Below are 12,664 nucleotides of genomic sequence, written 5' to 3'. Positions count from 1 at the left end.
CCTGCCCCCCCACCGCGCCCGGAGACATCCGGTTCACCACCTACCCGCGCCGCCCCCGCACAGCCCCGCCGCAACATCCCCACCACCAGGCAGACTCCAGGAGGTCCTTGCATGAACACGTGGCGAGCTTTCTCGCACGCGCCGAAACCACAGGAGGCGCTCGACCCCTACCGCTTCCCCGGTGTGCGGGGATTCGAGGGCAAGGAGGACACTCGCCTCCAAAGCTCCGTGCCGACCCCGGACCCGGAGGAGCGGCCTCTCGGCCGGATCAGCGCAGCACACCACCGGCGCCTCGACCTACACGCCGCGCTGACCGCCGCCGGCATCCCACCGCTCGCCGGAGACCTTCAGGCCATCGAAGCCGTCTCCGCACTCGACGACACCACCAACGCGGCCATCCAACGATGGATCGCCGGCACCCGATGACTCACGGCACCTTGCGGCCCACACTCCCTCGGAACACGTGGGCCACAACGGGGCACGACGCAGTAGCCGTGCCCGCCGATCTTCACCACGAGTTCCCCGCCGTCGGCAGCCAGCGGCGCGGGCACCGGAATGCCGTCATTCGCAAGACCGGACAGCACCGCGAGGTTTCTGCGGACCTCGGGCGGGAACACGTCGGTGATCTCCTTCACCGCGTACGTACCGGCCGCCGTCTCCAGACGCCAGTTCCGGTTCATCAGGGGATGGGCGAGGAACTGCCGGCTCCGCACTTCGCCCAACCCGAACGTGCGGGACAAGGTCGGCAGGGCCGCCAGCAGGTCGGCTTCTCAGGTCGTATCCGTCACCCAGTCACCCTCGGACCTGCAGTGTGGCCCACTTCGCCGGTTCCGACACCTCAGTAACCGTTCATACCGTGCGCTCGTCAGCGCACGTGCGCCGCGAAGGCCGCATAGGCACGGTCGTCGAAGAGGACGAAGCGGACCTCCTCGACCTCGGTGTCCGTAGCGCGGACCGTTTCCACCGCGATGCGGGCGCCGTCGTCCATGGGCCAGCCGTAGATGCCGGTGGAGATGGCGGGGAAGGCCACGGTTCGCGCACCCAGCTCGTCGGCGACGCGCAGGGATTCCCGGTAGCACGAAGCGAGGAGCTGTGAGCGGTCCTCGTCGCAGGAGTACACCGGGCCCACCGTGTGGATCACCCATTGGGCAGGGAGGCGGCCCGCCGTGGTGGCGACCGCCCGGCCCGTCGGCAGGCCCTTGCCGTAGTGGGAGGCGCGCAGCGCGCGGCAGGCCTCCAGGATCTCTGGCCCGCCGCGGCGGTGGATGGCACCGTCCACGCCCCCGCCGCCGAGCAGCGAGGAGTTCGCGGCGTTGACCACCGCGTCCGCCTGCTCGCCGGTGATGTCGCCCTGGACGAGGGTGATGCGGACCATCGGGATTCCTCTCGGAACGAAGGCACCGGACGGAGGCACCGGACGGAGGCGCCGGACGAAGGCGTATCCGCCCAGGTTAGTGGGCGGCATTCGCCGCCGCCGGGCAATTCGACGCAGCGCCGGGCACCGACGCCTCGGCTAGGGTGAATCGGTAGGAAACAGGCCCCCCGGGGTGAGGTCGGTGCGTTGGACACTTACCAGTCGACGAGCGAGGTGCCGGATCAGCCGGTCGGGGCTGTCGGGTATGCGGGTGTGCTCCGCGAGCTGCTGCCGATCGCCCTGTGGCGGGAGGACGCGGACGGGCGCATCGTGGAGTGGTCGCTCGCCGCCCAGGACCTGCTGGGCCACCGCCGCGAGGACATCATCGGCCGGCCCGGTACGTCCGTACTCGTCCCCGAGGCCAACCGCGATCTCGCCGACCAGCTGACCCGGCGCGTCCAGGCCGGGGAGACCGTCGTCGGGACCCTGCCCGTGCGGCACCGCGACGGCCACCGCGTGGCGATGGAGATGTGGATCGTCCCCGCTGTCGACCCGCAGGGCCGCATGGGAGCCATGCTCATCGCCGTGGAGACCTCCGAGGTCCTCCACATGCGGGACTCCCTCGCCGCCCTCCAGAGCCTCTTCACCCAGTCACCCATCGGCCTCGCCACCCTCGGCCCCGACCTGCGCTTCCTCCGCGTCAACGACGCGCTCGCCCGGATGAACGGTGTCTCCGCCGCCGAGCACCTCGGCAAGCGCCTCACCGAGGTGGTGCCGGGCGTCAACGCCACCGCGCTGGAGGCGATGATGCGGCAGGTCCTGGACCGGGGCACCGCCGTGGTCGACGTCCGCCGCACCGGCCGGACGCCCGCCGACCCCGACCACGACCGGACCTGGTCCTGCTCGTACGCCCCGCTGCTCGACGGCGCCGGGCGCCGCCTCGGCCTGATCGCCTCCCTCATCGACATCACCGAGGGCCAGCAGGCACAGGCCGAGGCCGAGCGGGCCCGTCGGCGGTTCGCCCTGCTGGCGGAGGCCGGCACGCGCATCGGGACGACCCTGGACCTGCGCCAGACCGCCGAGGAGATCGTGGAGGTTCTGGTACCGCAGCTCGCCGACTCGGCCGACGTACAGCTGCTGGAAGCCGTACTGAACCCGGACGACACCGCCGCCGCGGGCTCCAGCCGAGGCGTGATGCGCCGGCTCGCCGCGCGGTTCCCCGATCCGACCGCGCCCACCGCGAAGCTGGCCGCCGGCCAGACCTTCCAGATCCCCGTCGGGTCGGTGTACGAGCGGGTCATCGCCGACGGGCAGCCCATGAACCTGTACGTGTCCGACATCCCGGTGCTGATCACCGACCCGCGCGCGGAGCCGCTCCGCACCTACCTCGCCACCCTGGGCTCCGCCCGGATGGTCCCGCTCGTCGCGCGCGGCAAGGTGCTCGGCGCCGTCGCCGTGACCCGGCTGCGCGAGCGCGAGCCGTTCCACGAGCAGGACTGCGTCCTCATCGACGAGCTGGTGGCGCGCGCCGCACTCAACATCGACAACGCGCGCATGTTCACCAGCCAGCGGCAGGCGGCCCTCACCCTCCAGCGCAGCCTCACCAACAGCGCGCTGCCCGAGGTCACGGGCCTCGAACTCACCGGCCGCTACCTGCCCGCCAGCGACCACGACGTGGGCGGCGACTGGTTCGACGTCATCCGGCTGCCCCGCGGCCGGACCGGTCTGGTCATCGGGGACGTCATGGGCCACGGCATCCACGCGGCGGCCGTCATGGGACAGCTGCGCACGGCGGTACGCACCCTCGCGCGCCACGACGTACCGCCCACGCGGATGCTCCGCTCGCTCGACGCCGTGGTGGCGGACCTGGGCGAGGACGAGATGGCCACCTGCGTCTACGCCGTCCACGACTCGGCGTCCGGCAGCTGCGTGATCGCCCGCGCCGGCCACCCGCCGCCCGCCGTGGTCACGGCCGACGGGACGGTCACCTTCCTCCACGGCCCGCCGGGAACGCCGCTGGGCACCGGCGGGCAGGAGTTCCGCACCGAGGAGGTACGGCTGCCCCCGGGAAGCCTGCTCGTCCTGTACACGGACGGCCTGATCGAGGCCCGCGACCGGGACCTCGACCAGGGCATGCACCAGCTGGGGCAGGCGCTGCGCGACGCCGGCCAGCCCCTGGAGCAGCTGTGCGACGGGATCCTGGGGCGGCTGCTGCCGGATGCCCCGCAGGACGACGTGGCGGTGCTGCTGGCCCGCACGGTGGCCACGTAGGGGGCCCCTCGCGGCCCCCGCGAGGGGCCTGCGGGGGGTTTGTACGCAGCCCCGCGCAGGTACGCAGCCGCCGCCCGTCTCGTACGCAGCCCCCTTGGGCCGCGGACGCAGGCCGCGGCCGCGTCACCAGGCCAGGTCCTCCAGCGCGTCCAGGTTCAGCGCGCCCGGCGCCGCCTCGCCGTTCCCCGTCAGCGGTACCTCGGCCCAGATCACCTTGCCCCGCTCCGTGTAGCGGGTGCCCCAGCGCTCCGCGTACTGCGCGACGAGGAACAGCCCGCGCCCGCCCTCATCGGTCGTGGCCGCGTACCGCAGGTGCGGGGAGGTGCTGCTGGCGTCGGCGACCTCGCAGATCAAGCTGCGGTCGCGCAGCAGGCGGACCCGGATGGGCGCCGTCCCGTACCGGATGGCGTTGGTGACCAGCTCGCTGAGGATGAGCTCGGTGGTGAAGGCGATGTTCCCCAGCCCCCAGGCCTCCAGCTGCGCCGAGCTCGCGTTGCGCACCCACGAGACGGCCGCCGCGTCGGGCGGTACCTCCCACTCCGCGATCCGGTCCGCCTCCAGCCGCCGGACGTCCGCGATCAGCAGGGCGATGTCGTCGCTCGGCGACGGGAACAGCAGCGCGGCCAGCACATCCGCACAGGCCTGCTCCGGGCTGCGGCCGGGCTGCGACAACGTTTCGCCCAGCAGCGCCAGACCGGTGTCGAAGTCCCGGTCGCGGTCCTCCAGCAGGCCGTCCGTGAACAGCGCGAGCCGGCTCGCCTCGGGCAGGAGCAGCTCGGCGGACTCGAAGGGCATGCCGCCCACTCCCAGCGGCAGCCCGGTGGGCAGCTCGGGGAACTCCACCCGTCCGTCGGCGTGGACCAGCGCCGGCCCGGGATGCCCGGCGCTGGCCATCGTGCAGCGCCCCGAGACCGGGTCGTAGATCGCGTACAGGCAGGTGGCGCCCGTGATACCGGCCGGCTCCCCGCCGCCCTCCTCCGGGTCGGAGCCGCCCCCGCTCTCGTTCTGGTCGATCCGGTCGATCAGCTCGTCCAGGTGTCCGAGCAGCTCGTCCGGCGGCAGATCCAGCGTGGAGAAGTTGTGCACCGCGGTGCGCAGTCGGCCCATCGTCGCCGCGGCGTGCACCCCGTGGCCCACGACATCGCCGACCACCAGCGCCACCCGCGCGCCCGGCAGCGGGATCACATCGAACCAGTCCCCACCCACCCCGGCCATCGCCGGCAGATAGCGGAAGGCGACGTCCACCGCGCTCACTTCGGGCAGCACCCGGGGCAACAGACTGCGCTGGAGCGTCACGGCCGTGGCGTGCTCGCGGGTGAAACGGCGGGCGTTGTCGATGGAGACGGCCGCGCGGGCCGCCAGCTCCTCCGCGAAGGACAGGTCCTCCTCCTCGAAGGGCTCCGGGGTGTCCGCCCGCCAGAAATTGGCCATCCCGAGGACGACGCCGCGAGCCTGGAGCGGTACGGAGATCAGCGAATGAAGCCCGTACTCCAGGGCCACCCGGGTCCCCTCGTCGTCCTGGGCCCGCCAGCCCGAGGCGGCGTTCAGATCGGCCGCGAGCACGGCGCGCCCCGCGTTCAGCGCCGCCGCCATGGGCGCCGTCGGCACGACGAACCGGATGACATCGCCCACGGGCTGCAACGGCTGGTCGTCGCGGATGCCGCTCATGGCCGCCCGGCGCATCTCGGTGTGCGAGCCGCCCAGGGGCTCGTCGCCGTGCAGCACCGGCTCCAGCAGCTCCACGGTGACGAAGTCGGCGAACCGCGGGACGGCGACCTCCGACAGCTCCTCGGCGGTGCGCACCACGTCCAGGGTGGTACCGATGCTCACCCCGGCCTCGTACAGCAGCTGGAGCCGGCTCCGGGCCACCTCGGCGCGGCCGGACAGCGCGGCGAGCTCGGTGGTGTCGCGCAAGGTCATGACACTGCCGGAGGGCATGCCCGCGTACGGCTTGGTGGGCCGCACGTTGACGGCGAGGAGCCGGTCGCCCGCCAGGTGCACCTCGTCCGTCGCGGTCCGCCCGGAGGCCAGCAGCGCGGCGGTGCGGGGGTCGAGGCCGAGCCGGCTGACGTGCCGCTGTTCGGCGTCGGGCGGCAGGTCCAGCAGCCGCCGCGCCTCGTCGTTGGCCAGCATGAGCCGGCGGTCGGCGTCGATGATGAGCACGCCCTCGCGTACGGCGTGCAGGACCGCCTCGTGGTGTTCGTTCATCCGGGTCATCTCGGCCTCGCCCAGCCCCCGGGTCTGGCGCCGCAGCCGCCGGCTGACCAGCGCGGCGCCCCCGGTGCCGAGCAGCATCCCGCCCGCCGCCGCGCCGAGCAGCAGCGGAAGCTGTCCTTCGACCACGTCGGAGACGTTCGCGACCTCGATGCCGGTGCCCACCAGGCCGACGACGGCGCCGCCGGCGTCCTTCACCGGGACGACGGCGCGGACGGCGTCGCTCGGCTGGCCCTGGAAGGTCTCGGTGAACGGCTGCCCGGCCGCGGCCCGCGAGAGGTCGCCGGTGGCGCGTTGGCCGATCAGCTCGGGCCGGGAGTCGGTGTAGCGGACGCCGTCGGTGGTCATCACGGCGATGAAGTCGACGCCCGAGGCCTGACGGGCAGCCTCGGCCAGTGGCTGCAGTTGGGCCGTCGGATTCGACGACTTGAGCGCCTCGGGCAGGCCGGGGGCGTGCGCGAAGGCCTCGGCGGCCGCGAGGGAGCGGTGGCGCGCATCGCGCTGGCTGTCGTACCGCGCCTGGTATACGAGGGCCAGCGCGGCCGCGGCGATCAGTAGCACCACGATCACCGCCTGGAGGGCGAACACCTGACCGGAGACGCTGTGCATCCCCTGGGCCACGCGCGAGAGCGCGCTCCCTCGCTGCCCGGCCGACTGCTGGGGCGGTGATCCCCTGGGTCGGCCAAAACATCCGGTCATGAGCCATTTCTAACACTGTCGGCGGGGTTAAGGGGTGACGTACCGATCCGACCGGGCCCACCCGAGGCAGACGCACACGCCTCCGGGCAAATTCACGGACCCCCGGGGCAAGGGAGAGGCCCGGCCCCCGCAGTGCCGCAGTGGGGGCCGGGCCTCAGAAGGCCGGTCAGCGGCCGGTCAGCCGCTGGTCAGTGGCCGGTCAGCCGCTGGTCAGTGGCCGGTCAGAGAACGTCGGCGGCGATGTTGGCCGCGACCTGCTCCAGCAAAGGCCCCGCATTGGCGATGCACTTCGCCGGGTCCGGCTCGATCTCCATCAGGGGATACGCCCGGCGGATGCCCGCCGCCTGGAGCGCCGCAGGCTCGAGCAGCAGGCGGCCGCAGACCGCCACGACCTCCTTGCCCGCCGCGCGAGCGGCGGCCGCGACACCCGCCGGCGCCTTGCCGTGCAGGGTCTGCTCGTCCAGCGAGCCCTCGCCGGTGATCACCAGCGTCGCCCGCTCCAGCGCCGGCGCGAAGCCCAGCACCTCCAGCATCAGCTCGATACCGGGGCGGAACGAGGCACCGAGCAGCAGCGCCCCGTACCCGATCCCGCCCGCGCCACCCGCACCCGGCGACACCGCGGCCTCAGCGGCCCTGGCGCCGATCGACTTCTCCAGCACCACCGCGAAGTGGGCCAGCGCCGCGTCCAGCGTCGCCACGTCCTGCGGCGACGCCCCCTTCTGCGGCCCGTAGACCGCCGGCGCGCCCTTCGGGCCCGTCAGTGGGTTGTCCACGTCGCTCGCCAGGACGAAGTCCACCTCCGCGAAGCGCGGGTCGATCCCGGACAGGTCCGCCGACGCCAGCCCGGCCAGCGCGCCGCCGCCCGGGCCGACCGGTTCGCCGTTCGCATCCAGGAAGACCGCGCCCAGCGCGGCCAGCATGCCCGCACCGCCGTCCGTGGTGGCGCTGCCGCCCACACCGAAGACGATCGAGCGCGCGCCCGCGTCCAGCGCGGCCTTCAGCAGCTCGCCGGATCCGTACGTGGTGGCCGTCAGCGGGGCGAAGACACCCGCCGGCAGCAGCTGGAGCCCGGAGGCCTCCGCCATCTCGACCACGGCCGTGCCGTCGCGCAGTGCGAACGCGGCCGTGACCTGGTCGCCGAGCGGCCCGGTGACCCGTACCTCCCGGCGTTCGAAACCGGCCGCCACAGCGGCCGCGACCGTACCGTCGCCGCCGTCCGCGACGGGGAGGGTCTCGATCTCCACGCCCGGTACGGCCCTGCGAAGGCCGGCCGTCACCCGCTCCGCGACCTGAACGGCCGTGAGCGAGCCCTTGAATTTGTCCGCGGCGATGAGCACGCGCGCGGTCTCAGTTACTGCTCCGTCCGTCACCTTGCTAATCCCTTGCTATCGAACAGTGCAGTCGCGCCACCATGAGCCTATCCGGAGGATCCTCCTATGCCCATGCGTGGCCTGGGCCACACCCGGCGCGCCATGCCCATAAATACGTACATACGGCTGCATAGTGTGGCCGCATGGGCACGGATTCGACGGAACAGGCACGTCCCGATGCCGCACGCGCGGGGTCCGAGGGCCCCGAGGACGGCGCTACCGACCTCACGGTGGTCGCCGTCGGCGTGGTCACCGTGCTGGCCGTCGTCGCCTCGGCGGCCATCGGCAAGGGCTCCTTCGACACGGCGTCGAGCACCGCGCTGGCCTGGGTGCTGGGCAATTTCGCCTGGCTGTTCGTGATCGCCGCGGACGTCTTCCTCGTCATGTGCGTGGTCCTTGCGATCAGCCGGTTCGGCCGGATCCGGCTCGGCGCCGACGGCGCGCCGGGATGGGCATCGGCCTGATGTTCTACGGGGTGGGGGAGCCGCTCACCCACTACCTGAACCCGCCCCCGGCCTCCGGGGCCGCCCCCGGCCTCCGGGGCCGCCCCCGGCACCGGGGACGCCGCCCGCGCGGCCCTGGACTCTCCTTCTTCCACTGGACCCTCACCGTTCTTTGGACTGAGCGGGAGTGAGCCCGCTTAGCCGCACGCCCCGAACGGTCTTGGGCGCACTGGTCCCCTGCGTCATGGGCGGCAGCGCGATCCGGCTGGACTCCACCGGCGCCGCCGACCTCGCGGCCAAGGTCAAGGACGGGGCCGAGGCCTCGCTCTTCGCGATGCTCGACGCACTCCCGCTGGGCACGCTCACCTCCTGGGTCGCCATGGCCCTGGTCATGACGTACTTCGTCACGAGCGCCGACTCCGCCTCCCTGGTGATGGGTTCGCTCACCAGCCGGGGCGCGCTGAACCCGCCCACCTGGCTCGTCGTCACCTGGGGCGTGCTGATGGCCTCCGTGGCCGCCGTACTGCTCGTCGCGGGCGGCCTCAAGTCCCTTCAGACCGCGACCATCCTGGTTGCGCTGCCGTTCGTGATCGTGATGATGCTGCTCTGCTGGGCGCTGGTGAAGGAGCTCCGCGAGGACCCCGGGGCCGGGCCGGTCCGCCACCACGCCCTCCACGGGCTGCGGGACGCCGTCAAGGCGATGGTCGGCGACGCCATCACCGAGCAGGCGCCGGACCGCCGCCCGAGGTTTGCGGCGCGTCGCCGAGTCGAAGGGGCGCGACCGCGAGGACGCCGACGCCGGCGGCAAGGGACCCGGAGCTGTGATCCAGTCCCCGACGGTTACATGACAAAATACCCCGGGGCGGCTGGGTAGGGTTGCGGAGTGACCACCACGGATGACTACGCCACGTACATCGCGAGCCTGCCCCGCATCCTGGCCGGCGCCGCCGCGCTCTACCGGGACGCCGAGGGCAGGGTGCTGCTCGTCGAGCCCAACTACCGTGAGGGCTGGGCCCTGCCGGGCGGCACCATCGAGTCGGACGAGGGTGAGTCCCCGCGCACGGCCGCCCGACGCGAGAGCGCCGAGGAGATCGGGCTCGACCTGCCGCTCGGCCGGCTGCTCGCCGTCGACTGGGTGCTGGGCAGTGCCCGCCCGCCGCTGGTCGCGTACGTCTACGACGGCGGCGTACTGGACGCGGCGCAACTGGCCTCCATCAAGCTCCAGGAGGAGGAACTGATCTCCTGGCGGCTGGTTGAGCCCGCCGAACTCACCGCGTACCTGCCGGGATCGCTGGGCCGGCGCGTCGAAGAGGCGTACCGGGTACTGGAGTCGGGCGGCGGCGCCGCCGAGCTGGAGAACGGCCGGCCCCCGGTGACCTCGTAGCCGCGGCTGCCGCCCCGCACCCTGCCCACCGAACTGCGCCCACTTCGAGCAGGACAGAATCAGCAGATGATCACCATGTACGCCTGGCCCAGCACCGCCGACGGGCCCGACGCCCTGCCCATGGTCCACTTCACCACCGACGAGCAGGCGGGCGGCGAGGTGACCCCCGAAGGGACGCCGGTCTGGCTGTTCGACAACGCCATACGCGAGGGCGGCTGGGCCCTGTTCAGCGATTTCGAGGGCTGGTCCGCACCGGCCGCCGACTGGCAGGCCTTCTACCGCCGCGAGGACGACGTCCTCGCCGTCACCGGACCGGGGGCCTGCGAAGGCTGGTACCAGGGCAGCCTCGGCGCCGACGGCGAATGGGTCGGGGCGGCCGCGGCGCAGCAGAGCGTGGTCCTGCTCGCCGCCCCCGTCCAGCACCCCTCGCTGTTCGGCTACGCGGTGGAGGCCGGCGCGGCGTTCGCCCTGCTGGTCCCGCTGGTCGTGATCTAGGAGGCTCTTGAAGATCTTGCTCCGGCCGACCGATTCACCCCGTATTGCCGGTAAATGTCAATCGGGTTGAACCGGTGCAAGCCGGGCGCGTTTTCAAGATCTTCATCAGACTCCTAGGGCGGTCGCCGGCCTCAGACCTCTGCCCCGGACTCGAAGGCCAGCAGGCGCACCTTGCGGTCGATCCCGCCGCCGTAGCCGGTCATGCTGCCCGAAGCCCCGATCACGCGGTGGCACGGGACGATGATGCCGACCGGGTTCTTCCCGTTGGCCAGGCCCACCGCACGCGAGGCGTTCGGCTTGCCGAGCTCCGCCGCGAGCTGACCGTACGACCAGGTCTGCCCGTACGGGATGCGCAGGAGCTGGTCCCAGACGCTGCGCTGGAACTCGGTGCCCTCCAGCCGGACCGGGATGTCGAACTCGGTGAGCCCGCCGGCGAAGTACGCGGCCAACTGCCGTACCACGTGGGGGAACGGCTCTTCCGCGGCCGCGATCCGCTCGCCGAAGGACTCCTCGGCCGGCCGGTGGCGCTGCCCGCTCATGTAGAGGCCGCAGAGGACCCCGTCCGAGGCGACGAGCGTCAGCGGGCCGTAGGGGCTGTCGACGACGGTGTGCTGCTTGGTGCTGCTCATGACGTACTCCTCAGAGTCCTCAGACGGGCAGGTGGTTGATGGGGTGGCCGTCGGTGGCCCACAGGTACTGCACGGCGTACGCGCGCCAGGGCCGCCAGCCCGCCGCCCGCGCGGTCAGCGCCGCCGGGGTGGACGGCAGCCCGAGCTCCTTCGCGGCCCGCCGGACCCCCAGATCGGACGGCAGGAACGCGTCCGGGTCGCCCAGTGCGCGCATCGCGACGACCTCGGTGGTCCACGGCCCGAACCCCGGCAGGGAGTTCAACTGTGCGCGGGCCGCCTCCCAGTCGCTGTCGATGCCGAGCGGGAGCGAACCGTCGGCCAGCGCCGAGACCAGGGTGGTCAGGGTGGTGCGCCGGCTGCGCGGCAGGGCCAGGGACTCCGGGTCCAGCGCGGCCAGCGCCTGCGGCGAGGGGAACAGGTGGGTCAGCCCGCCCTCGGGGTCGGGGTCGGCCACCGGCTCCCCGTACGCCGTCACCAGCCGGGCCGCGTGGGTGCGGGCCGCGGCCGTGGACACCTGCTGACCGAGGACCGCCCGTACGGCGAACTCCGCGGCGTCGACGGTACGGGGAACCCGGCGCCCGGGGGCCTTGTCCACGAGCGGGGCCAGCAGGGGGTCGGAGCGCAACTGCTCGTCGACGGCCTCGGGATCGGCGTCGAGGTCGAGCATCCAGCGGCAGCGGCTGATGGCGATGGTGAGGTCGCGCAGGTCGGTCAGGGCCAGCTGGCACCCGATGTGATCGGGCTGCGGAGTCAGGGCCACCACGCCGGTGCCGTACGGAAGCCGCAGCGTCCGGCGGTACGCCCCGGCCCGCCACTCCTCGACCCCGGGGACGGCTGTCGCGGCGAGGTGACCGAAGAGGTTGTCGGGGTTGAGCGGGGCCCGGTACGGCAGCCGCAGCGATATCGAGCCCGGGATCCGGGGGAGGGCGTCCTTGCGGCGGCTGGCCTTCTCGGCCCTTTCGCGGAGTTCGCTGGGGGACAGGGCGAAGACCTCGCGGACCGTGTCGTTGAAGGTCCGGATGGAGGAGAACCCGGCGGCGAAGGCGACGTCGCCCATGGGGAGCTCAGAGGTCTCGATCAGCAGCCGGGCGGTCTGCGCGCGCTGCGCCCTCGCGAGGGCGAGGGGCCCGGCCCCGAGCTCGGCGTTGAGCTGCCGCTCGACCTGCCGGGTGGAGTACCCCAGCCGGGCGGCCAGCCCGGGCACGCCTTCCCGGTCCACGACACCGTCCCGGATGAGCCGCATCGCGCGTGCGACGGCGTCGGCGCGGGCGTTCCACTCGGGGGACCCGGGGGAGGTGTCGGGCCGGCACCGCTTGCAGGCCCGGAACCCGGCCTGCTGGCAGGCGGCGGCGCTGGGCAGGAAGGTCATGTTCTCGACCTTGGGCGGCACTGCGGGGCAGCTGGGCCGGCAGTAGATCCGGGTCGTCAGCACGGCGGTGAAGAACCAGCCGTCGAAGCGGGCGTCCTTCGACTGGACGGCCCTTACGCAGCGGTCTGTGTCGGTGTGCATGGCTCAAGGATCCCGGGGCGGGGTGGGACGAGGCTGGCGGTTTTCCGACATCAAGGCTATCCCGGCCCGCCTGCCCGAATCCCCGGCTCCCGCCGCCCGGGCTTCTCTTGCCCGGATCCCCGGATCCCCGGATCCCCGGATCCCCGGATCCCCGGATCCCCGGATCCCCGGATCCCCGGATCCCCGGATCCCCGGATCCCCGGATCCCCGGATCCCCGGATCCCCGGATCCCCGGATCCCCGGATCCCCGGATCCCCGGATCCCGCCGCCCGGGGATTCCGCCCTTCTCCCGGGG

General features: G+C 72.9%; 13 protein-coding genes. 7 read left to right on the top strand and 6 right to left on the bottom strand.

All coding sequences use genetic code 11. From position 1 onward, the window contains the following. Nucleotides 1–111 precede the first annotated feature (111 nt). Nucleotides 112–426 carry a hypothetical protein gene (locus J7I97_RS37780; protein WP_214944755.1) on the top strand — a complete coding sequence of 105 codons (315 nt, stop codon included), beginning with the start codon at nucleotides 112–114 and terminating at the stop codon, nucleotides 424–426. Here J7I97_RS37780 and J7I97_RS37775 read toward each other — a convergent pair. Beyond that, entirely contained in the window at nucleotides 348–680 is a 333-nt protein-coding gene (locus J7I97_RS37775) for a phosphotransferase (protein WP_214944777.1), read from the bottom strand. The genes J7I97_RS37780 and J7I97_RS37775 overlap by 79 nt on opposite strands. Before the next feature lie 185 nt (nucleotides 681–865). Next, entirely contained in the window at nucleotides 866–1,375 is a 510-nt protein-coding gene (locus tag J7I97_RS37770) for an O-acetyl-ADP-ribose deacetylase (RefSeq protein ID WP_214944753.1), read from the bottom strand. 186 nt (nucleotides 1,376–1,561) lie between these two features. Between J7I97_RS37770 and J7I97_RS37765 the strand changes: the two genes are divergently transcribed. Next, nucleotides 1,562–3,625 (top strand): SpoIIE family protein phosphatase, encoded by a 2,064-nt coding sequence (locus J7I97_RS37765; protein WP_214944751.1) that lies wholly within the window; start codon nucleotides 1,562–1,564, stop codon nucleotides 3,623–3,625. A 123-nt stretch (nucleotides 3,626–3,748) separates the two neighbouring features. Here J7I97_RS37765 and J7I97_RS37760 read toward each other — a convergent pair whose 3' ends face one another. Further along, the gene (locus J7I97_RS37760; protein ID WP_214944748.1) at nucleotides 3,749–6,538 is read right to left on the bottom strand and encodes a SpoIIE family protein phosphatase/ATP-binding protein; all 2,790 of its coding nucleotides are present in this window, start codon (nucleotides 6,536–6,538) and stop codon (nucleotides 3,749–3,751) included. 221 nt (nucleotides 6,539–6,759) lie between these two features. Further along, nucleotides 6,760–7,908: a glycerate kinase gene (locus J7I97_RS37755; RefSeq protein WP_214944746.1), complete on the bottom strand. Its 1,149-nt coding sequence runs from the start codon at nucleotides 7,906–7,908 to the stop codon at nucleotides 6,760–6,762. A 143-nt stretch (nucleotides 7,909–8,051) separates the two neighbouring features. On the opposite strand from J7I97_RS37755, the gene J7I97_RS40595 reads away from it, so the two are divergent. The 5 genes from J7I97_RS40595 to J7I97_RS37740 all read left to right on the top strand — a co-directional run bounded on the left by J7I97_RS40595 (nucleotide 8,052) and on the right by J7I97_RS37740 (nucleotide 10,230). Then, nucleotides 8,052–8,372: a BCCT family transporter gene (locus J7I97_RS40595; protein WP_374103551.1), complete on the top strand. Its 321-nt coding sequence runs from the start codon at nucleotides 8,052–8,054 to the stop codon at nucleotides 8,370–8,372. Next, on the top strand, nucleotides 8,357–8,542 hold the full coding sequence (locus tag J7I97_RS40590) for a BCCT family transporter (RefSeq protein ID WP_374195545.1): 186 nt from the start codon (nucleotides 8,357–8,359) through the stop codon (nucleotides 8,540–8,542). Before J7I97_RS40595 ends, J7I97_RS40590 begins: the two co-directional genes overlap by 16 nt. 29 nt (nucleotides 8,543–8,571) lie before the next feature. Continuing rightward, a complete protein-coding gene (locus J7I97_RS40585) occupies nucleotides 8,572–9,225 on the top strand; it encodes a BCCT family transporter (RefSeq protein ID WP_374103552.1) in 654 nt (217 codons plus the stop codon). A 9-nt stretch (nucleotides 9,226–9,234) separates the two neighbouring features. Next, on the top strand, nucleotides 9,235–9,735 hold the full coding sequence (locus J7I97_RS37745; RefSeq protein WP_214944744.1) for an NUDIX hydrolase: 501 nt from the start codon (nucleotides 9,235–9,237) through the stop codon (nucleotides 9,733–9,735). 66 nt (nucleotides 9,736–9,801) lie between these two features. Continuing rightward, nucleotides 9,802–10,230: a hypothetical protein gene (locus J7I97_RS37740; RefSeq protein ID WP_214944742.1), complete on the top strand. Its 429-nt coding sequence runs from the start codon at nucleotides 9,802–9,804 to the stop codon at nucleotides 10,228–10,230. 131 nt (nucleotides 10,231–10,361) lie between these two features. Here J7I97_RS37740 and J7I97_RS37735 read toward each other — a convergent pair whose 3' ends face one another. Further along, nucleotides 10,362–10,859: a methylated-DNA--[protein]-cysteine S-methyltransferase gene (locus J7I97_RS37735; RefSeq protein WP_214944740.1), complete on the bottom strand. Its 498-nt coding sequence runs from the start codon at nucleotides 10,857–10,859 to the stop codon at nucleotides 10,362–10,364. A gap of 19 nt (nucleotides 10,860–10,878) precedes the next feature. Continuing rightward, nucleotides 10,879–12,369 (bottom strand): AlkA N-terminal domain-containing protein, encoded by a 1,491-nt coding sequence (locus tag J7I97_RS37730; protein WP_214944738.1) that lies wholly within the window; start codon nucleotides 12,367–12,369, stop codon nucleotides 10,879–10,881. Nucleotides 12,370–12,664: the final 295 nt, after the last annotated feature.

It is taken from the genome of Streptomyces sp. ISL-87 (assembly GCF_018614095.1).
Taxonomy (GTDB): domain Bacteria; phylum Actinomycetota; class Actinomycetes; order Streptomycetales; family Streptomycetaceae; genus Streptomyces.
Note: the sequence above shows the minus strand (reverse complement) of the source record. Positions and strands in the feature narration are given on the sequence as shown.

Bases quoted from the DNA above. Each gene is read 5' to 3' on its own strand.
- J7I97_RS37780 (WP_214944755.1), top strand. From the start codon at position 112: ATGAACACGTGGCGAGCTTTCTCGCACGCGCCGAAACCACAGGAGGCG.
- J7I97_RS37775 (WP_214944777.1), bottom strand. From the start codon at position 680: ATGAACCGGAACTGGCGTCTGGAGACGGCGGCCGGTACGTACGCGGTG.
- J7I97_RS37770 (WP_214944753.1), bottom strand. From the start codon at position 1,375: ATGGTCCGCATCACCCTCGTCCAGGGCGACATCACCGGCGAGCAGGCG.
- J7I97_RS37760 (WP_214944748.1), bottom strand. From the start codon at position 6,538: ATGACCGGATGTTTTGGCCGACCCAGGGGATCACCGCCCCAGCAGTCG.
- J7I97_RS40595 (WP_374103551.1), top strand. From the start codon at position 8,052: ATGGGCACGGATTCGACGGAACAGGCACGTCCCGATGCCGCACGCGCG.
- J7I97_RS40590 (WP_374195545.1), top strand. From the start codon at position 8,357: ATGGGCATCGGCCTGATGTTCTACGGGGTGGGGGAGCCGCTCACCCAC.
- J7I97_RS37740 (WP_214944742.1), top strand. From the start codon at position 9,802: ATGATCACCATGTACGCCTGGCCCAGCACCGCCGACGGGCCCGACGCC.
- J7I97_RS37735 (WP_214944740.1), bottom strand. From the start codon at position 10,859: ATGAGCAGCACCAAGCAGCACACCGTCGTCGACAGCCCCTACGGCCCG.
- J7I97_RS37730 (WP_214944738.1), bottom strand. From the start codon at position 12,369: ATGCACACCGACACAGACCGCTGCGTAAGGGCCGTCCAGTCGAAGGAC.